At 60.9% G+C, this 19929-nt stretch carries 17 protein-coding genes; 8 read left to right on the forward strand and 9 right to left on the reverse strand.

The genetic code is table 11. The features are described from left to right. Positions 1-211 precede the first annotated feature (211 nt). Positions 212-619 carry a carboxypeptidase-like regulatory domain-containing protein gene (locus tag OIS50_RS13990; protein WP_264691254.1) on the forward strand — a complete coding sequence of 136 codons (408 nt, stop codon included), beginning with the start codon at positions 212-214 and terminating at the stop codon, positions 617-619. A 161-nt stretch (positions 620-780) separates the two neighbouring features. Next, on the forward strand, positions 781-1242 hold the full coding sequence (locus OIS50_RS13995; RefSeq protein ID WP_264691255.1) for a carboxypeptidase-like regulatory domain-containing protein: 462 nt from the start codon (positions 781-783) through the stop codon (positions 1240-1242). 129 nt (positions 1243-1371) lie between these two features. Here the strand turns inward: OIS50_RS13995 and OIS50_RS14000 are convergent, their stop codons facing one another. The 6 genes from OIS50_RS14000 to ettA form a co-directional block, all read right to left on the reverse strand. Continuing rightward, positions 1372-1821 carry a hypothetical protein gene (locus OIS50_RS14000; protein ID WP_264691256.1) on the reverse strand — a complete coding sequence of 150 codons (450 nt, stop codon included), beginning with the start codon at positions 1819-1821 and terminating at the stop codon, positions 1372-1374. Positions 1822-1917: 96 nt separating this feature from the next. Beyond that, a complete protein-coding gene (locus OIS50_RS14005) occupies positions 1918-2904 on the reverse strand; it encodes an HNH endonuclease (RefSeq protein WP_264691257.1) in 987 nt (328 codons plus the stop codon). Between the two features lie 89 nt (positions 2905-2993). Further along, positions 2994-5681: a DEAD/DEAH box helicase family protein gene (locus OIS50_RS14010; protein WP_264691258.1), complete on the reverse strand. Its 2688-nt coding sequence runs from the start codon at positions 5679-5681 to the stop codon at positions 2994-2996. A 4-nt stretch (positions 5682-5685) separates the two neighbouring features. Beyond that, the gene (locus tag OIS50_RS14015) at positions 5686-5907 is read right to left on the reverse strand and encodes a hypothetical protein (RefSeq protein ID WP_264691259.1); all 222 of its coding nucleotides are present in this window, start codon (positions 5905-5907) and stop codon (positions 5686-5688) included. Next, positions 5874-7667 (reverse strand): site-specific DNA-methyltransferase, encoded by a 1794-nt coding sequence (locus tag OIS50_RS14020; protein WP_264691260.1) that lies wholly within the window; start codon positions 7665-7667, stop codon positions 5874-5876. Before OIS50_RS14020 ends, OIS50_RS14015 begins: the two co-directional genes overlap by 34 nt. 148 nt (positions 7668-7815) lie before the next feature. Next, positions 7816-9483 carry an energy-dependent translational throttle protein EttA gene (ettA, locus tag OIS50_RS14025; RefSeq protein WP_264691262.1) on the reverse strand — a complete coding sequence of 556 codons (1668 nt, stop codon included), beginning with the start codon at positions 9481-9483 and terminating at the stop codon, positions 7816-7818. Positions 9484-9938: 455 nt separating this feature from the next. On the opposite strand from ettA, the gene OIS50_RS14030 reads away from it, so the two are divergent. The 3 genes from OIS50_RS14030 to OIS50_RS14040 all read left to right on the forward strand — a co-directional run bounded on the left by OIS50_RS14030 (position 9939) and on the right by OIS50_RS14040 (position 12446). Then, the gene (locus OIS50_RS14030; protein WP_264691263.1) at positions 9939-11243 is read left to right on the forward strand and encodes a DUF349 domain-containing protein; all 1305 of its coding nucleotides are present in this window, start codon (positions 9939-9941) and stop codon (positions 11241-11243) included. Between the two features lie 135 nt (positions 11244-11378). Continuing rightward, complete coding sequence (locus tag OIS50_RS14035; RefSeq protein ID WP_022821757.1) at positions 11379-11600, forward strand: DUF2795 domain-containing protein; 222 nt, start codon at positions 11379-11381, stop codon at positions 11598-11600. A gap of 63 nt (positions 11601-11663) precedes the next feature. Further along, positions 11664-12446 carry an ABC transporter ATP-binding protein gene (locus OIS50_RS14040; RefSeq protein ID WP_264691264.1) on the forward strand — a complete coding sequence of 261 codons (783 nt, stop codon included), beginning with the start codon at positions 11664-11666 and terminating at the stop codon, positions 12444-12446. Positions 12447-12486: 40 nt separating this feature from the next. Here OIS50_RS14040 and OIS50_RS14045 read toward each other — a convergent pair whose 3' ends face one another. The 3 genes from OIS50_RS14045 to OIS50_RS14055 form a co-directional block, all read right to left on the reverse strand. Beyond that, positions 12487-13659, reverse strand: a complete 1173-nt coding sequence (locus tag OIS50_RS14045; RefSeq protein ID WP_264694384.1) for a lycopene cyclase family protein — start codon at positions 13657-13659, stop codon at positions 12487-12489. A gap of 183 nt (positions 13660-13842) precedes the next feature. Next, positions 13843-14706, reverse strand: a complete 864-nt coding sequence (locus tag OIS50_RS14050; RefSeq protein WP_264691265.1) for an LOG family protein — start codon at positions 14704-14706, stop codon at positions 13843-13845. Between the two features lie 498 nt (positions 14707-15204). Further along, positions 15205-16467: an ABC transporter permease gene (locus tag OIS50_RS14055; protein ID WP_264691266.1), complete on the reverse strand. Its 1263-nt coding sequence runs from the start codon at positions 16465-16467 to the stop codon at positions 15205-15207. Between the two features lie 217 nt (positions 16468-16684). Here OIS50_RS14055 and queA point away from each other — a divergent pair, with 217 nt between their 5' ends. The 3 genes from queA (at position 16685) to OIS50_RS14070 (ending at position 19794) form a co-directional block, all read left to right on the forward strand. Beyond that, positions 16685-17737, forward strand: coding sequence for a tRNA preQ1(34) S-adenosylmethionine ribosyltransferase-isomerase QueA (gene queA, locus OIS50_RS14060; protein WP_264691267.1), 1053 nt, complete (start codon positions 16685-16687; stop codon positions 17735-17737). A 348-nt stretch (positions 17738-18085) separates the two neighbouring features. Further along, positions 18086-19081, forward strand: coding sequence for a DUF4932 domain-containing protein (locus OIS50_RS14065; RefSeq protein WP_264691268.1), 996 nt, complete (start codon positions 18086-18088; stop codon positions 19079-19081). Further along, positions 19078-19794, forward strand: a complete 717-nt coding sequence (locus OIS50_RS14070) for a 2-C-methyl-D-erythritol 4-phosphate cytidylyltransferase (RefSeq protein WP_264691269.1) — start codon at positions 19078-19080, stop codon at positions 19792-19794. The genes OIS50_RS14065 and OIS50_RS14070 overlap by 4 nt, the downstream gene beginning before the upstream one ends. Positions 19795-19929 lie beyond the last annotated feature (135 nt).

Consider the following 19929-nt stretch of genomic DNA (forward strand, 5'->3'; position numbering starts at 1 on the left):
GCAAAAGCTCGACATTAAGCCAATAAGCCTTACTATTGCTTTAATTCCTAGGCTACTGCGGCGCGCGTGGTGCCTTTTGCGCTTCTCTTTTTCTTACCCAACGCGGGTTAGCGCCCCGTTGGCCACCTATTTGCATCCAGCGCACACGCGGCTTTTGTGCCGCGTGGCTCGTCCTCTCTTTCTTTTTCTTCCCCCCCCCGACGACACTGCCATGGATCAACGTGCTACGCTGCTGCTCTGCATCGGGCTGTTGCTTGCTCCGCTTTTCGGCCAGGCCCAAACCACCGCCACCCCCGCCGCCCCGCCGGTGCTGCCTTGCGACACCCTGCTCGGCCGCGTTACCAACCTCTACGACGAGCCCCTTACCGGTGCCACCGTAATGTTTGTGGGCACCACCAACGCCTTCAGCACCAACTCGGAGGGTCGGTTTATTCTGGCTTCGCGAACGGGGATTCCGCGCGGCGCACTGCTGCAGGTAAGCGCCGCCGGCTACACCAGTGTGGAGCTGCCGCTTACCAACTGCAACCCGCTGGATGTATCGTTGGAGCTGCTGCCCGGCACGCGCCTGCGCGCCGATGGGCGCATCAAGAAAACCACCAAAACCGGTAAGGTGCATTAGGGGCAATGCCGGGCCACCTAGGCAGCCGGCAACGCGTGGCTACGGCCCCAGCCGTAGTGCGCCGCGCCCAAAACGAGTAGGCCGGCCGTAGGGTAAGCTCAACCATTTTCGCTGTGTCGCGTTGTAAGCGCATCCGTATGCTTACTTAACCCGCATCACCGATGAGCCGACTACTACCTTTTGCCTGTGTTGCTGCCCTGCTGACGCTGCCCCTCGCCGCCACTGCCCAACATGCTCCGGCAGGCCCACAGGCTTCGGCCGAAATCATTGCTGCCAAGGAAGCTCCCACGGCATCGGCTGCCAGCAACCGCCTCGATTGCGGCAAGGTGCAGGGGCAGGTACTCAACTCCTACGGCCAGCCGCTAATCGGCGCCACCGTAATGCTGGCCGGCAGCAAACGCCCCTACATCACCGATGGCGAAGGCCGCTACCAGATAGCCGAACCCGTGTACCGCGGCCAGCAGCTGCGCATTGAGGCCGCCGGCTACATCGGCCGCTACTACGAGCTGCATACCTGCGAGGGTCCCGTAGTGGGCCTTGAGCTAGCCGAAGGCACCAAGGTGAAGCGCAGCGGCAAACGCGCCGGCCAAATCGTGCGCTCGGGCCAGGCTTACCGCCAATAACCCCATCCTGCCTATTGCCACTGCGGCGCGCTTACCGGTCTACCGGTGGGTGCGCCGCGGTTTGTTTACGCGGGTAATGCGGCCAATGGCCTTGCCTCATTGGGCCGGGTTGTGGTGCGGCACCTAGGGCTAAGTGTGCAGCAACGCGGCCCCAGCCATTTGCCGGGCCCGGCAATGCGCCAGCCATTGCATGGCTCCCTGCTCCTCAATAAACCGGCGTACCTGGTAGGGCCGGCCATCGAAGTAGTTGAGTGTGGGCAGATCGGCGTCGGTTTCCAGGTCTTGCAAATGGGTGGGCGTAAACAAGTAGCCTAGGTACGTTTGGCCGCCCAGCCGCGGGGCCAGCTGCGGAAAAAACACCTCCATCATCCAGCGCGAGTCGTTGGAATGTGCATGCGTGCGGCGGCGGCCATCAACCAGCCAAAAGCGGCACTGCAGCTCGGCAGCGGCCTCCAGCATTGCGTGGTACCCGGCTTGCAGCTCCTCGGAGGTAAGCGGCTGCAGCCAGCGCCCCACAAGTACGCCCAGCTCGGGCCGGTAAACAAGCTGCAGATACGGAGGCGAAGGCAGGGTACGCATAGCGAAAAACGACAAAGCAGCGCCAAGATAAGCCCGCTACGGCCGCTACGCGGTTTGCCGCAGTTAAGTTTTGGCCATCCGCCCCGAGCCAACGCCCTAGGTGTTGCTGGGTGTGCCGGCAGCGGCATGCCGGCAGCCGCCCCGCTGCTGCCGCAGGTTCACCAGGCTCGGCCACCATTCTTGTTGCGCAGGCAAGCGCAATGCGCGCCCCTCGAATTGCCGGATGCCGTGCGCCTCGCCGGCCAGCTCGTCAAAACCGCGAGTCAGGCGTACGCGGTAATCGTCGTCTACCCACAGCAGTTTTCGGTCGAAGGCGCGGTGGAGGGTAGGCGTTAGCGCCAAGCCGTTGGGCAGGGTATCATCGTGGCTGAGGGCCCAGGGCACAATGTGGCACGCATCGAGCAGCGGGTTGGGCGCAGCACCCTGCGTGGTAATCAGCTTCAGCCCGCTGATGGCGCAGGTATAATCGTAGGCATCGAGCACCACACGCTTAAAAAGACCGCTGCGTACGGCCGCATCCAGCTCGTCGGTGGCAGCTACGCGGGTGCGGTACTGGGCCGCTGGCTCTTCCAGCATCTGCTTCCGGATGGCCTGCACCGCAGCAGTTCCCACACAAGGCTGATAGCGGAAGCGCGTTTGCGGAAAATAGCGCAGCAGCAGGGCTTGCCGTAGCTCTTCGCGCGCGGCGGGCTGCTGCAGCAGCGCCCACAGCTCCGCATCCAGGTAGGCATACTCCACGGTGTCGCGCAGGTTGCGGAAGCTCTTCACCGAGCGCGAAGCCGTCAGCAGCACTTCCAGCCCCGGCAGGGTGCGCAGGTGCCAGAACCCGTCGCCCGAGAGGTGGTAGAAAGGCAAGGAAAAATCGTTGGCCCGAAACAGGGCGGAGGTGCTCAGGTCGCGGCAGATACTGCGAAAAGCAGCTAACAGCTCCGGAGTGATGTAGACGCGGTTGTCCTGGATGCTGCCGTCTTCGATGCCGTCGAGCACGGCCAGCAGCAGGGCGGGCTTGTACGGGGCCTCGCCGTGCTGGCGGCTGCGCGCCACGCGCAGGTGCGTGAAGCGGTGGAGGTAGGAACAGTCCACTTTGGTACAATAAGCACAGCTTTTATGGAAACAAAAGCGGTCAGAAAGTTCTGACCGCTTTTGTTTCCATTCGGGCGCCGACCGTGAAGCTAAACGCTGTCGACTAAAAGTGTTTTAAATGAAGCTTCAAATGCTGCTTCCCGGCTGTGCGTGTAGAAGGGCAGCCCGTGCAGACGTACCTCGTTATTCTCGAACAACAACTGCAAATTCCCATTGGTCGCGCGGGCTTCGATGCTTAGCAGAAAGGTCTCCTTCCAGGCATCATTGAGCCGCAGGTGCTCCCCTTTCGGCTCCACAAACACCTGCCAGCTCAGGGCCTGCCCGGTGGCTACTTCGGTGAGAAACAGCACAAAATCCGGCTCAAACGGGCGGCCGTCATCGAAGTTGTAGAGCTGAAACAGCTTGTCATTGCGCAACAGGTAGATGTCCTGGAAACGCTGCCGCAACTCGGGCAGCGCAGCAGCCAGGTACTTGATAAAGTGCTTTTCCTCGGAGGTGCCGTAGAACTCATCGTAGATAAGCCAGTCGGCATTGGCCACATCGAGGCGCAGGGCAGCATCCGGGTGGGTGCTCATGGCCAGCGCCGTTTCCGGGTTGCCGCCATCCTGTGCCACCGTTACCCGGTCGTTGGCCAGGTAGCTTTTCAGCGGCTTGCCCACGAAGGCCGTACTGCCCACGTAGGTGCTCAGCTTCTGGCCCAATAGGGTTTGTAGCTCCTGAAAAACGTATTGGGCAGCGGCCAGCTTCTGGTGAGGCCGCAAGCCCTGGCGCTGAGCCGCAGTAGCTACCAGGGTAAACGTGGATGCCCCCAGGTAGTCCAGCGAGGTGAGCAGCTCACGCACCGATGTGAGCTGGGGCAGTAGCTGGCGCAGGCGGCTGAATTCGAAGAAGGAGTAGCGTTCCAGGGCCTTGCGCAGCACCGGTATGCCCAGCTCGGCTAGCGGCACCTGGTATTCCAGCTGGTCGGCCGCCGGGGTGGTAGCCGCCGCGGCCACGGCTTCGGCCGGGTCGAATACGGTGGCTTCGGCGGTACCGTCCGGAGGCAGCACGTAGCGGATGCCCAGGCTGGTACCCGCCAGGGAGCTTTGCAGCGTGACGCGCCGCTGGCTGCCGGTGCGCACCCGCTCGTTGGTGTAGAGCAGGCCGGTTTCCCAGATGGGCAGCTGCTTAAAGGCGGGCTTTACGCGCACGGTGCGCGGGGTGCCGTCGTCGCGGCTGGGGTCGTAGATGCCGGCCTCTACGAGTTCCTTGGTCAGGGCCGCTACGTAGGTGCTGTCGTTGATGGAGTGGTAGTACAGCTCCTCCAGGCAGCGGAGCGGGTTGCCCAAGTCCTTATCCAGCTTGCGGCGGTTCGGCTCGGCGTCGGCGGGGCGCTGCCAGGGAAAGTAGCGGGCACCCCGGCCCAGCAGCTGGGCTTCCTGGGTGGTGGCTTTGGTGGGCTTGGGGTTGCGGGCGGAGCCACTCACACCGTTGCTTTCATCCAAGCGCACGATGTCGTAGAGGTTGAGCACGTCCCAGCCTTCGGTGAGCATCTGCACCGTAAACACGGCCCGTATCGGGCCTTCCTCCAGCCGGTTCAGCTCCAGCTGCTTGGCCTCGCTGTCGTCCTGGCTGTTCACGATGATGCAGCGGTCGGTCCGGAATGCTTCGCGCAGCTCGTCGGCCAGGCGGGCCAGGGGCAGGCCGTGGGCCTGAAACCAGGCCAGCGCCTTGCTGAGCGTGGGTCCGGCATTGGTAGTTAATGCTGTAAGCTGCTCGCCGTTCAACTCATCCAGCCATTCTCCGAACGCCTGAAAAAACGCCTTGCTTTCCGCAATAGAAGGCGACTTGAACAGCACCACCGGCTTAAAGGGCGCGTAGGGCGAGTGCAGCCCGGGGTTGGCGGCGTTGTACACCTTTAGGCGCCACTGGCTCAGCAGCAGCGCCTGGGCCACCCGCGCCCAGCGCGGCTCCCCCGATTTCAGCAGCCGGATTTCCTTGGAGTAGCCATCCTGCCGGAACTCCTTGAGCGAGTAGCGCACCAGCAGCTTATCGGCGTACTTTTCGGCCAGTGCCCGGTCGCTGAAATCTACCGTAGCGGTGTATTCCAACAGCGCGTTATCAGGGCGCTGCCGCAGCAGGCGCCCGATAGTGCTTTCCCAGGTGGATTCTTCCTGCTCCGCGTCTTGCCGGCTCCGGGTGGCTTTGTTGAAGTGGTGGGCCTCGTCGGCCAGCAGCACCAGCTTCTCGCGGGCTAGGTCCTCGTAGCTGAGGCCCTCCTCACGGGGCGTGCGCAAGTCGCCTTGCAGCTTCTGGATGGTGGTGAACAGAATGCTCAGGTCGTCGGGGTGAGTGCCTTCGAACGACTCAACGGCCACCACCGGCACGGCACGCCCGGCTACCACTACTTGCGGAGCAAAGAGGTACTTGGGGCTGCCGGGCTCGGTGAAGTTGGCGCGGGTTTTCTCTACGATGTTCTTGCTGTCCACCACGAACACGAAACGGCGGTAGCCTTCGGCGTAGAGGGCCAGCATATTGGCCGCCATGAGCAGGGTTTTGCCGCTGCCGGTAGCCATATTGAACAGGAGGTGGGCGGGCTTGTCGCGCAGCACCTTGCGCCGGGCCCGGATTTCTTCCCAGTAGTAGCGGAACACGGCCAGCGCGTGGGCCTGGTAGGGCCGTAGCGGTAGCGCGGGGTTCAGGTTACGGATAAGGCTGTCGGGCACTTCGTTGTCGAAAGCGCCTTCGGCAAAATCATCGGCCAGCTTGTCGGCCAGAAACGTAAGGGCGACGGGCATGGCGCTATTCGGCATCGGCCGACAGGCCGTAGAAGGTGCGGTTGAGGGCAATATCGGTGGCGGAGAGGCCGTAGTCGGCGTCTTCCATTTCCGAGAGGTTCACGTAGAGGCGGTTCTTGTCGAGGCAGTCCAGCAGCACGCGCTTCTGCTCGGGCAGCGGCAAGGCCGCAAACTCGTCCGCGTCCCAGCCGTCTACCTCAATGCGCAGGAACTCGTGGCGGGCCATGTCGGCGTGGAGCGCCAGCAGCGTAGCCGTGTCGGGTGCGGCTTCCACCCGGGCGATGTAGCCCGCGTTGTCTTCCCGCAACTCACAGTACAAGAAATCCCCCCTCCCGTCCAATTTTGCGCTTTTGAGATGCCACCCTGCTCGCCGGCAATAACCTTTTGCAGGCGCGGCACGGTCACGGTGTTGACGTAGTCCATCTGCTCGATGGCAATGTAGCGGCGGCCCATCTTGTGGGCCACGGCCGCCGTGGTGCCGGAACCGGCAAAAAAATCCAATACCAAGTCGCTTTCTTGGGAGCCGAGTTCTATAATTCGCCGTATCAGCTGCTCCGGTTTCTTGCCGCGCTCAAACTTGACACCGCCTTCACTCGAAATTCCTTCTATCGAAATATCCAGCCAAATGTCCGTGAGTAACGTCCCAGGTACCTTCTCGCCATCAATTTCAACTATGCGCTCCTTATAAAATAAGACTCGCTCACCCCCAATAAAACGGTAGTCCATATCATCGTTGGGATGCCGCACAATTCTGGAATTATCAGATTTGGATAACTCTATCGTTTCACGTCTTTTTTTCAGGGCGCCGCCTGTCACGGAAGCCGTACGAAAAACCCGTTCGGCGTTGTCAATAGCATAGTCATGCAGCTCCGAATTAAAACTTTCTTCACCAATAGCCTTTTTGGCCTCACGCACCGATGAATAGCCTTTTTCGAGAGCCAGCGCCTCTCCTAATCCCATCCAGGTCCATTCAGATTCCGGCAAGGTGATATCTGCAAAAATAAACTTATACGCTTTGTCATATTCTTTCTCAACAAGCATTTTCTTTAATTTAAAGTATTTTTTATTTCTGCAATAGAATAAAATATGTCCTGCCTGCTTAAACAAAGAATCGGATGCTCCTTTAAAGCCGAAAGCACTATTAGTTTCGATTATAATATGATTTGCATAATTATCTCGCTCGAACACTTCATCACACAACACCTTTGCATAGGCCACTTCGTTGTCGTCGAGCTGAATAAAAATCACCCCGTCTTTCCTGAGCAGTTGTTTGGCGGCCAGCAATCGGTTTTTTAAAAACGTCAGCCACGACGAGTGGTTAAACTTGTCGTTATACTTGAAGCTGTCGGTGCCAGTATTATAAGGCGGGTCAATATAAATCAGCTTGACCTGCCCGCGGAACCGCGGCAGCAGGCTGTGCAGGGCCAGCAGGTTGTTGCCTTTGATGAGCAGGTTTTCCTGGCTCAGGTCAATGGTGGCATCGGCCGTGAGCGGGTGCGCGCCGTCGGCGTCGTAGCGGGTGAAGCCGGTGAGGGCCTTGGGGGCCAGCAGGCGGGTTATTTCGTCGGGGGCGAGGGTTTCGTTGTAGAACACCTCGTCGCGCTTTTGGTCGTCCTTGTCCTGGCCGCCTTCCAGCACGCAGTCCTTGTAGGGCCAGGCCAGCACCACGTCGTTGGATTCGCGCAGGTAGCGGCCCCGGGCCACGCGCAGGCCTATCCGGTCGCGGTAGGCTGTGTAGGACTGGGGCAGCAAGGTGCGGTTGTGCAGAAAGGTTTCAAACTCCTGGAGCTTGAACACCTGCGCCTCGCCCACGGGCTGAAAGAACTGCCCGCGCAGGCCCGCGTGGTTCAGCAGCAGGGCCAGCAGGCCGGCATCGTAGCGGTAAGCGGCTTCGGCCACCCGGTCGGTAATGAGCTGGTCGTTGGCGAAAAAGTCCGGGCGCTGCTGGCGCAGCAGTTCGATTAAGTCTTGTTGCAAATTCTGCATCAGTAATCGGATGGATTGGGAAGTTAAAAGTACAAGCGTCGCTAATGAATTTGGCACGCTACGCGGCAGAAGAGTTTTAGCACGCTGTAAATCAAAGCGCCCCGCTGAACACATCCAGCGAGGCGCTTCGGCCCAATAAAACCGGAGACTAATTCAAGCTGCGGTAGCGCACGCGCTTGGGCTCCACGTCACCTAGGCGCTTCTTCTTGGCCTCTTCGTAGTCGGAGAAGTTGCCTTCGAACCACACCACTTCCGAGTTGCCCTCGAAGGCTAGGATGTGCGTGGCCAGACGGTCGAGGAACCAACGGTCGTGGCTGATGATAACGGCGCAACCGGCGAAGTTCTCCAGCGCGTCTTCCAGGGCACGAATGGCATTCACGTCGAGGTCGTTGGTCGGTTCGTCGAGCAGAATGAGGTTGGCGCCTTGCTTGAGCGTGGTAGCCAAGTGCACGCGGTTACGCTCGCCACCCGAGAGGTTGCCTACTTTCTTCTCCTGGTCGCCGCCGCGGAAGTTGAAATTGCTCACGTAAGCGCGCGAGTTCACCTGGCGGCCGGCCAGCAGCATGGTTTCGGTGCCGCCCGAAATCGTCTCGAACACCGACTTGTTGGCGTCGAGGCTTTCGTGCTGCTGGTCTACGTAGGCCACTTTCACGGTGGGGCCTACTTCAAACGTACCAGCGTCGGGCTTCACCTGGTCCGTAATCAGGCGGAACAGCGTGGTTTTGCCGGCGCCGTTCGGGCCGATGATGCCCACGATGCCGCCCTGCGGCAGCGAGAACGACAGGTTCTCGAACAGCAGCTTGTCGCCGAAGGCTTTGCTGATGTTGTGCGCCTCGATAACCTGCGCACCAAGGCGCGGGCCGTCGGGGATGAACAGCTCTAGTTTTTGCTCCTTCTCGCGAGCGTCCTCGGAGGCCATTTTGTCGTAGCTGGCGAGGCGGGCCTTGCTCTTGGCTTGGCGAGCCTTGGGGGCCATGCGCACCCACTCCAGCTCGCGCTGCAGGGTTTTCTGGCGCTTGCTCTCGGTTTTCTCCTCCTGGGCCAGGCGCGAAGCCTTCTGCTCGAGCCACGAAGAGTAGTTGCCTTTCCACGGAATACCCTCGCCGCGGTCGAGTTCCAGAATCCAGCCGGCCACGTTGTCGAGGAAGTAACGGTCGTGGGTTACGGCTATTACGGTGCCTTTGTACTGCTGCAGGTGCTGCTCCAGCCACAACACCGATTCGGCATCGAGGTGGTTGGTCGGTTCGTCGAGCAGCAGCACGTCGGGCTCTTGCAACAGCAGGCGGCACAGGGCTACGCGGCGCTTCTCACCGCCCGAGAGGTTGCCGATGATGGCGTCTTCGGGCGGGGTGCGCAGGGCGTCCATGGCGCGCTCCAGCTTGTTGTCGAGGTTCCAAGCGTCGAGCTGGTCGAGGCGCTCCTGCACCTTGCCCTGGCGGTCAAGTAGCTTGTCGAAGTCGGGGTCTTCGCCGCCGAAAGCTTCGTTGATTTCCTCAAATTCCTTGAGCAGCGCAACGGTTTCGGCTACGCCCTCCTCGATTACCTCGCGCACGGTTTTGGTAGCGTCGAGCTGCGGCTCTTGCTCGAGGTAGCCCACCGAGTAGCCCGGCGACCACACTACTTCGCCCTGGTATTGCTTATCAACACCGGCAATGATTTTCAGCAGCGACGACTTACCCGAACCGTTGAGGCCGAGCACGCCAATTTTGGCGCCGTAGAAAAACGAGAGGTAAATGTTTTTGAGAACCTGTTTCTGGGGCGGGAACACTTTGTTCACGCCAGCCATCGAGAAAATAATGGTGGGCTGGTCGCTCATGCAGTAAGCTGATGATGAATTCGATGTGAAAGAAAAAGCTCCTTCTGTTTTAGCAGCTAGGAATGTTGCTGCTCGCGCAGCAACGGGGGTTGCCGACCTAGGGCGGGGCCTCGTGGCCGAACCGCTCCTGCCCCCGGGCGTTAGCCTTGATCAAGCACCGCAGTGTCGGGCAGGTGGCCGCCGCTTTCGGCAGCGGGGCCGTTTGCAAAGCTAAGCCGCGCCCGCCACAGAAACACACCGCATAAGGCTTGCATTGTAAGCATTCTTGGGTGCAACTTCCGGCTGCGTACGCCGTCTTCGCATCAGGCGCCGGGTTTGGCAACGCCGTTCACTTTACTCCGCCCAACGTACCTCATCCTTTACCGTACCGCCAAGTAGCTACGAATCCCGTAAACTTGTGCGTTTATCGCTTCCCGCCACCCACCACTCCGCTCCTGTTTAGGACGTTTATCCTTATGGAACAGCAAGAGCAGCTGCTCAATCAGGCTCGCCAATTTGGCTACATCGAAGGCGACCAGGTATGGCTTCGCCCGTTCATGGACCTGCCCGCCCGGCAGGTGGGCCAGGTAAAAGACACCGAAGACGCAGCCCTGCTGTACTTCGCCCAACGTTTCGAGAGCTTCCGCGGCAAGGTAGATGACCTGCTCAGCCGCATCGAGGAATCGGAAAACAAGGGCTCTTTCCTGATGAAAGCCTTGCACCTTAAGGAGCAAATTGCTTCGTACGATGCCCTGGGCGACTTCACCGAGCTGCACCGCCGCCTTACCGAGGCCGAGGAGCACATTCGCACGCTGGTAGCCCGCAACCGCGAGAAAAACCTGGCCACCAAGGTGAAGCTCATCGAGGAGGCCGAGTCGTTGCACGACACCATCGACTGGCAGGCCGGCGGCGAAAAGCTGAAGGAGCTGCGCCAGGCCTGGATCAAAACCGGCCCGGTGAGCAAGGAGCTTACCGACGAGATGGAAACGCGCTTCCAAGCCGCCATCGAAGACTTCTACGTGCGCAAAAAAGCGTTCCAGGCCGATAAAAAGGCCATGACCAACCGGGCGTTCGAGAAGTACAAGTCGCTTATTCACAAATCCGAAGCCCTCCAAAATTCCGAGGATTGGGAAGGCACTACCGCCCAGCTGAAGCAGCTGCAGCAGGAGTGGAAAGACGTAGGCGGCTCGCTGCCCCGCAAAACCGCCAACGACCTCTGGACGCGCTTCCGCGCTGCCCATAACCGCTTCTTCGACCGCCTCAAAGAGCACATCAGCTCGAAGCGCTCCGAGGCCAAAGACCAGTACATGGACGACAACCTGGGCCGCAAGCGCGCCCTGGTGGCCGAGGCCGAAGCCCTGCTCAGCCAGCCCATGCACGAGGCCGTGGCCCGCGCCAAAGAGCTGCAAGCCGCCTGGAAAAAGGTGGGCCCCGTGCGCGGCCCCGAGTCGGACCAAGTGTGGGAGCAATTTCTAGCCGCCTGCGACAAGGTGTTCGAGCTCAGCTCGTTGGAGCACTACATCCGCAAGCGCCAACCCCAGGAAGGCCCCAAGCCCAGCTCGCAGGAGCAGCTTTCGCAGCGCGTTACGGCTCTGCGCGAGTTCATCAAGTACGACCGGCAGGAGCAGGATGTGCTGCAGGAAAACCTGGGCAAGCTGAACGACTCCCCGGGCAACGAGGCTTTCCGGACGATGCTGCAAAGCAAAATCAGGGCGTTCGAGCGGAAAATCCGCACCAAAAACGAGCTGATCGACCTGCTTCGCGAGCGTTACGCCGAATAATCTAACATTTCCACGCGTTTTACGTTGTCCAATCGCCTGTCGACCTGACGCCTTGGCGCACTATATATCGACGGCCGGATTTTTGCTAGCGGCGTACCGCTACTTTACCCAACCCATTTTACGCACAACCTTACTATGTACTGGACCCTGGAACTCGCCTCGTATCTGGAAGATGCTCCCTGGCCCGCCACCAAGGACGAGCTCATCGATTACTCGATCCGTTCGGGCGCTCCGATGGAGGTAGTGGAAAACCTGCAGGCCCTCGAAGACGACGGCCAACCTTACGAGAGCATCGAAGAAGTGTGGCCGGATTACCCGACCAAGGAAGACTTCATGTTCAACGAAGACGAGTATTAAGCCAGTTATCAGTTTTTAGTTGTCAGTTGTCGGGGCCTTTGCGGCCCTGAAGCCGCCTACCTGATGAGTCTGCTGACTGACAACTCGCAACTGACGACCGACGACGCTCCTCCCGCATTGCGCGCGGAGAATCTGGTTGCGGGGTACGAACAGCGCGTTCTGCTCCGCAACCTTTTTTTGTCGGTACCCGAGGGCGCGTTCGTGGCTATTGTAGGCCACAACGGCGCCGGCAAAACCACCTTGTTTCGGGTACTGACGGGGCAGTTGCCCTACACCGGGCAAGTGCAGCTGCACGGCCGCGACTTGCAGCACATCCGGCAGCCGGCGGCCCAGGGCGTGCTGGCCCACTTGCCGCAGCGCAACGCCATCAGCTTCCCCATTGAGGTGCGCGAGCTAGTGGTAATGGGCCGCTTTCGGCAGCACCGCGGCTTGCTGGCCGGCTACACCGCCCACGATTACGCCCTGGCCGATGAGGCCCTGCAGCAAGTGGGGGCCGCGCACCTAGGGCAGCAAAATTTTACGCTGCTTTCGGGTGGCGAGCAACAACTGGTATGGCTGGCGCAGCTGCTGCTGCAGGATGCCCGCCTGTGGCTGCTCGATGAGCCTACCCAGCAACTCGACGTGTACTACCGCCGCCGGGTGTTTGCCCTGCTGCAACAGTGGGTGCAGGAGCGGCGCAAAACCATCCTCTGCATCACCCACGACCTCGACCAGCTGCCCGACCTCCCGGGCTACCTGCTCAACCTTTCGGCCCCCGAGCCGCAGCTGCAGCCCCTGAACGAGGCTACCGTACGCGCCGCCCGCGAGTGGCTCGAAAACGAAGCCAGCCTGCCCACCAAACGGTAGCTGCGTGTAGCGCGGACTGCAAAGTCCGCGCTACACGCAGCTACCGGCGTTGGCCCGGCTTGCCGCGCAGCACGTTGGCAATCGACTGCATAAAGGGCCACGGCGTTACGGAATTCATCACCTGGAAATTCTCGGCCCACGTGGTGCGTTCGTCCAGGAAATCGAGGATGCGCTCCACCGGGTTGTTCCGAAATAGCTCGCTGAAAATCTGGCCGGTTCGCTCGCCCTCGCGCTGCATAATGTCGAGCAGCAAAGTGTCGAACAGGCGAAACTGCCACGCGTCGCCGGTAAGGTTGGCGGGCAGTGCCCCGGTACTGGCCAGGGCCGCAGTAAGCCGTTCGGCGTGCTGCTGCATGCGCAGAAAGGCGTAGCCGGTGCTGGCTTTTACGCGCCCGCCCCGGGTGCCCAGGTGCACAATATTGGTGCCCGTGCGCGGCGCAAAAACGTGGTCGGTCATCGGGATGGCGCCGGCCTCGGTTTCGGCAATGCGGTACGGGCGGCCACCCAGGGCCGTGGCCAGGTAATCGCGCAGTGCTTGCTCGTACTCGGCCTGCGGCAGCAGCTGGCCCGAAAACAGGGTGTACTCTACCAACGCCCGCCTAGGTGAAAACGGCAGCACGTACACGAAGCGGCACTCGTGGTGTTGCGGCACCCGAAAATCCATGAACACCGGCGTGCGGGCATCAAAGGCGTCGTAATCCGCTTCAACTTCCCAGCCCACAAAATGCTGCCAGAGGTAGCGCTTATTGGGGCGCGGCTCCGGCTTGGGCGGGCGGCTATCAAAAGCATAGCGCGCCGTAAAAGTGCCTGCCGAGGTGTGCGCCGCCACGCCCGTGGGCGTGTTTTCGAGCTGCTCTACGCGGGCCTGCACCACGGTAAACTGCTCGGGGCGGGCATCCAGGGCTTGCTGCACGAAGCGGTAAAAATCGAGGCCGCGCAGGGTGCAGTAGCGGTGCCGTTGCAAGGGCAGCACCGCATCGAGCTCGGGGCTCCGGAAGGCCAGCTGCCGCCACTGGCCGGCCAGCACAGCATCGTAGGGCGTAGGCCGGTCCGCCCAGAACGACCAGGTGCGGTCGTTCTGGTTTTTCTCTTCTGGCTCCAGCAGCAGCACACGCTTGTGGCGCAGGCGCGGCTCCTGGCTGAGGTGGTACGCCAGGCTCAGCCCGGCCGCGCCGCCGCCGGCAAGCAGGTAGTCGAAATCGGGCGGAGTCATCGTCGTCACGGGCAGAAAAGAACAGCGCGGGGGTATTTGTTTGGGCCAAGCTACGCACGCCGGCCCTAGGTGCCCCCGGGCCATACGTAACCAAGGCACCTAGGGCCGCCGCCGCGGCAAACAAAAGCGGCCCTGGTGAGTACCAGAGCCGCCACAAAATTGCAGTAGTTGCGCCGCCGGGGCTTAGAAGTTCGGCGAGAGCAGGTACTTGCTGTAGAACTCGTCGATGATGCGCACGGCATCCGAAGGGTCGTCCACGATCTGCACCAGGCTCATGTCCTCGGGCGAGATGTTGTGCTCCTCGTGCAACATCACTTCCTCGATCCACTTGAACAGGCCGTTCCAGTACGCCGAACCTACCAGCACGATGGGGAATCGGCCGATTTTGCGCGTCTGAATCAGGGTAATGGCCTCAAACAGTTCGTCGAGGGTGCCGAAGCCGCCGGGCATGCCGATGAAGCCCTGCGAGTACTTCACGAACATCACCTTACGCACGAAGAAGTAATCGAAGTTGATCACCTTATCGGGGTCGATGTAGATGTTGTGCGTCTGCTCGAAGGGCAGCTCGATGTTCAGGCCCACCGACTTACCGCCCTCGGCGCGGGCGCCTTTGTTACCGGCTTCCATGATGCCGGGGCCGCCGCCCGTGATTACGCCGTAGCCGTGGCGCACCAGCTTGGCCGCAATTTCTTCGGCCATTTGGTAGTAAGGGTTGTCGGGCTTGGTGCGGGCCGAACCGAAGATGGATACGCACGGACCGATTTTGGCCATTTTCTCGAAGCCCTCCACGAACTCGGCCATCACCTTAAAGATCTGCCACGAGTCGGCAATCTTAATCTCGTTCCAGTCCTTGTCGACAAACGCTTTGCGGATCTTCTGCTCGTCCTCGAGCTGAATGGTACGCTCGCCGTGGGTTTGCTCGCGAATGTCGCTGATGGTGGTAACCTTGTTGTCGTTAACGTCGGGCTGCGTGATGATGCGGCCGCTGCCGGCGTTGTGGGCTTCCTCCTGGAGTTTGGTTTTGCTGGTTTTTTTCAGTTTGGTCATAGCCACGCTGATGAAGTAAGGGGTTGATTAAGGCACCTGCGCAACCGCGCGGCGGCAGGCACGGCCAACCGGGTAAGTGGAAAGGTGGGAAAAGAAAGGGCAAAAAGAAAGCCGCTCTGCCCCTACGGGCGCAGCGACCAAAAGTATCGGCGCCCAAGTTAACAATTTGTTAACATTGCGCTAGCCATATAGTTAAATTGTTAAGCAAGCCCTAGGTCGTTGTCATGCCGAGCTGGTCGAGGCAGCTGGCGTGCGGTCGTTGGATGGTATTGTCATCCTGACGCAGGAAGGACCTTACCGGGACCTCACCCCCAGCCCCTCTCCAAAAGAGAGGGGAGCGGCTAGTATCTGGCGTCAGCAAACAAGATGATTCGGCAAGCTCAGCATGACACTACCTAAGCACGTCGGCCACGCGTGAGAAGGTCCTTCGCTTGGGCTCAGGATGACAGATGTAATTAACGTGCAAAGCCAAATGCCTCGCTTACGCGCAGCCCCCACTTATTTCGAGCGGATGGCAATAACCGGGTCCATCATGGAGGCGATTACGGCCGGCACGATGCCCGAAATCACCCCGATCAGCACCGATAGGCCCAAGCCCAGCGCAATGCGGTTCAGCGACATGGCCACCTTCAGGGCATCCTGCGGCACCAGCGTAACAAGCCACACCAGAAACAGGCCCGCCGCGCCGCCTACGAGGCACAGAAACACGGCCTCGAACAGAAACTGCGACAGAATAAAGAAGTTGTTGGCGCCGAGCGACTTCTGAATCCCGATAATGTTGGTACGCTCCTTCACCGACACAAACATGATGTTGGCAATGCCAAAGCCGCCCACCAGGATAGCAAACGAACCGATAACGGCTCCGGCCACGCCAATAACGCCGAACAGTTTGGTAATGGCGTCGGCGAGCATTTCGGGGCGGTTCAGGGCGAAGTCGTCTTCTTCGCGCGGTTTCAGGCCGCGGATGTTGCGCATGGCGCCGCGCACCTCGGCCTCCAGGTTCAGCAGGCCGGGGTCGGTGTCGGTGCCCTTGATGCCGATGGTAGCCTGCGCGCCGCCCAAGCTGCCGGTACTCAGGGCAAACATTTTGGTAAAAGCACCTAGGGGCAGCAGGCAATTGGTATCGTTGCTGGGCGTATCGAGCAGCTTTTTGCCCTCCTTTTCCATCACGCCCACAATCACAAACTTCTGCCCCTGGGTGCGGAACTCGCGGCCCAGAGCCGAGCCGTTGGGGTACAGGTTGTGCGCAATGTCGTAGCCCACTACGGCCACGTTGCGGGCGGCATCCATCTCCTGCGGCGTAAAATAGCGCCCCTCCTGGATTGGCACGCTCGATACCTGGCGGTAGTCGTAGGTAACGCCTTGCAGGGCAATGCCCTCCACGCTGTTGGTGCCGGCCTTGAGGGTGTTGCCGCCGCGCGCCGCAAACACGGCCACGCCGCGGTTATTCTCGGCCGTGAGGCGGCGCTGCAGCTCCCGAAACTCGCGAATAGATGGGTTGGGCCGGTTGAAATACTTCCACCACGGGTAGTCGCCGCCGAAGGCCCAGGGCCACTTCTGTACGTAGATGACCTTGTCGCCCACGAAGTTCATGCTCTGGCGGATGTTGGCCTCGAGCGAATCGACCACCGTGAATACCGAGATGATGGCGAAAATGCCCACCGTGACGCCCAGCAACGACAGCACCGTGCGCAGCAGGTTGGCACGAAGCGCCTGCCAGGCAAAGCGTAGACTCTCGAACAACAGGCGCAACGATTTCATGGCGGCGAACTTGTAGTCAGCAATTACCCGGGAAAGGTACAACACCGGAGCTCAGCCACCGGTTGGGCGGCCTCATCTTTCCGGCATGCTTTCACGTAGTGAAGGCTTTTCAGATTTAGAAAGGAAAGTAACGATATATCCAAGCCCGTTGCGTACTTTTGCAATCCGAAAATTTTGCGTATTCTCCCCGTTTTCTTGCCTGTTCTAAACGCCGGCCATGAAGCTCTCCGAGTTCAAGTTTGAATTGCCCGATAACCTGGTCGCTCAGCACCCTGCCAAAAACCGCGACGAATCGCGGCTGATGGTGGTGCACCGCGATAGTGGCCGCATCGAGCACCGTACTTTCAAAGACATCATCGAGTATTTCGACGATGGCGACGTAATGGTGGTGAACGACACGAAAGTGTTTCCGGCCCGCCTCTACGGCAATAAAGAAAAAACCGGCGCCAAAATCGAAGTGTTCCTGCTGCGCGAGCTCAACAAAGAGCTGCACCTGTGGGACGTACTCGTGGACCCGGCTCGTAAAATCCGCGTCGGCAACAAGCTGTACTTCGACGACGACGGCATCATGGTGGCCGAAGTTATCGACAACACCACCTCGCGCGGCCGCACCATCAAGTTCCTGTTCGACGGCCCTGAGGAGGACTTCTACAAGGCCCTGCACGACCTAGGCGAAACCCCGCTGCCCAAGGAGTTTATCCCGCGCGACCCGGAGGCTTCGGACAAGGAGCGCTACCAGACGATTTACGCCAAGCACACCGGTGCCGTAGCGGCGCCCTCCGCGGGCCTGCACTTCACCCGCGAGGTTATCAAGCGCCTCGAAATCAAAGGCGTGGAAATGGTACCGGTAACCCTGCACGTTGGCTTGGGCACGTTCCGCCCGGTTGATGTGGAGGACCTGACCAAGCACAAGATGGACTCGGAAAACTTCATCGTGCCCACCGATTCGGCCACGATGGTAAACCGCGCCCTCGACCAGAAGAAGCGCGTGTGCGCGGTGGGCACCACCACCATGCGCGCCATGGAGTCGTCGGTATCGGCCAACGCCCGCCTGAAGCCCACCGAAGGCTGGACGGACAAGTTCATCTTCCCGCCCTTCGAGTTCAAAATCGCCAACACGCTGCTCACGAACTTCCACATGCCCGAGAGCACGCTGATGATGATGGCCGCCGCTTTTGCGGGCTACGACCTGCTCATCGAGGCGTACCAAACCGCCATTAAGGAGAAGTACAAGTTCTTCACCTACGGCGACGCGATGCTGATTCTGTAGTGATTGGCCGGTGGCGGGACACCCCACCACCGGCTGTGTCGCCCACAACAAAGCCCGGATGCTCACTTGCGGCCGGGCTTTGTTGTGGGCGAAATTTCGATAGCCATTAGTTGTGCTGCGTAGCCAGGCGAAGAGGGTTGTCTGCCCCCAGGCCAAACCTGCGGGCACTGTTTGGCTACCGGTTGAAAGTGCCGGCGCTTGCGTTAGCTTTACCGCGTGACTGTTCTGCTCATTCGCCTGCTCACTGTTGCGCTAATCGTAGCTGGCCTCGCAAGGTCTCCGGCCGCCGTTGGTCAAGCCCCGCGGCCGGCAACCAACGGGTACGCTCGTATCGAGCACGCCGAAACGTTGGAACTGTTCAAGGTGGTGTGCGCCCTTACCCCGCGGGGCCGGCAGGATGCCAACCTGGTGGAGCAGCGCGGGCCGTATTACCAAGCCGTGATGCAGCACTTTCAGCCCTACGCCGCGCACCCGATAGTGCGACGGGTGGAGCGGCGGCTTGGCGGGCCGCGCGGCTTATGGTGGTACGTGGCGAGCCGTACCAACGGGTGCGGGCAGTATTTTGCGGGGCCACACCTGCGCGCCGCTCCCGAAGGTCCGCCCGCCCGATTGCCCTTCAATTCGCTGCGCAGCCAGCGGCGGCAATGGGAGAACTTTGCGGCTGCGAGCCAGTTTCGTGCTTTTTTCGCGGCGCAGCGCTCGTATTACCGCCAAGATTCGGCGCTGGCCCAGCGGCTGTTGCCGTTGGCTGCTATGCAGCGGTGGCTGGAAGCGCAGTTTCCGGCTCGTTACGCGCACTACCGCGTGGTAGTGTCGCCGCTCATCGGGGGCACGCACTCCACCCGCACGTACGGTCCGGCAGATAGCCGCACGGCGCTTATGCTCGTTTCGAGCCCCCGCGACTACGCCGCCCTGCCCGATACGGCCCTGGCCGCTGCGCTGTACTCGGGGGTGGTGTTTACCGAAATCGACCACCACTACGTCAACCCCATCAGCAGCCAGCACGCGCGTGCGGTGAAACAGGCCTTTGCCCAACGCACCTACTGGACAGCCGGGCGCGATGCGCGGCACTACCCGAGCCCGCTGCGTACGTTCAACGAGTATATGACCCATGCTGTGTACCTGCTGTACGTGCACGACCGTTACCCGCCCGCCGTGTACGAGGCCGTGCGCCGCAGCCGCGTTCGGCTGAATGAGGAGCGGCGTGGCTTCGTGCGCTTCGGGGCTTTTGCCGACGAGCTACTGCGGCTGTACCACGCCCGCCGCCCCGGCCAGACTGTGGCAGCCCTGTATCCCGACCTGCTGGCCTGGTGCCGCCAGCAGCCCCCTAATCCATTACCATGACCCACGCTTCTCCCGATTCAGCCCGCCCTACAAGCGCGGCAGCGCGGTTTGCCATTATCGTAGCGGGCGGCACCGGTACCCGCATGGGCGCCGATCGGCCCAAGCAATTCCTGGAGCTGCAGGGCCAGCCGGTGCTCGTTCATACGCTGCGCCGTTTTGCCGACCCAGCCCTAGGTGTGCAACGCCTGGTGCTGGTGCTGCCAGCCGACCAGCAGGCCGTGTGGCAGGAGCTGCACGCCCGCTACGCCCCCGAGCTTAAACACGAAGTAGTAACCGGCGGCGCCACCCGCTGGGCCTCGGTGCGCCAGGGCCTGCTGCACCTAGGCACCCAAACCGAGGGCGTAGTAGCCGTGCACGACGGCGTACGGCCGCTTACGCCGCTTAGCGTGATTGAAAGCACCTACGCCGCGGCCGAGCAGCACGGCGCTGCCATTGCCGCCGTACCGCCCAAAGACTCGGTGCGCGGCCTCTCGGCCACGGGCTCGTATGCCCTCGACCGCTCGCGCCTGCGCCTGGTGCAAACGCCGCAGTGCTTCGAGTTGGGCCTGCTGCGCCGTGCCTACCAGATGCCCGAGCTATCCACCTTCACCGACGATGCCAGCGTGGTAGAAGACCTGCACCCCATTCAGTTGGTGCAGGGCGACTACTGCAACATCAAAATCACCACCCCCGACGACTTGCTGCTGGCGGAGGCTTTGCTGCGGCGTGGATGAGTGGATGAGTGGATGAGTGGATGAGTGGATGAGTGGATGAGTGGATGAGTGGATAAGGCGTACTTGCTGCGTGGCGGGAGGTTGCGAACGGGTGGCTACTTTTACGGCTACTCATCTGCTCACTCACCCACTCAT

This window comes from Hymenobacter sp. YIM 151858-1, from assembly GCF_025979705.1.
In the GTDB taxonomy this organism is placed as follows: Bacteria; Bacteroidota; Bacteroidia; order Cytophagales; family Hymenobacteraceae; genus Solirubrum.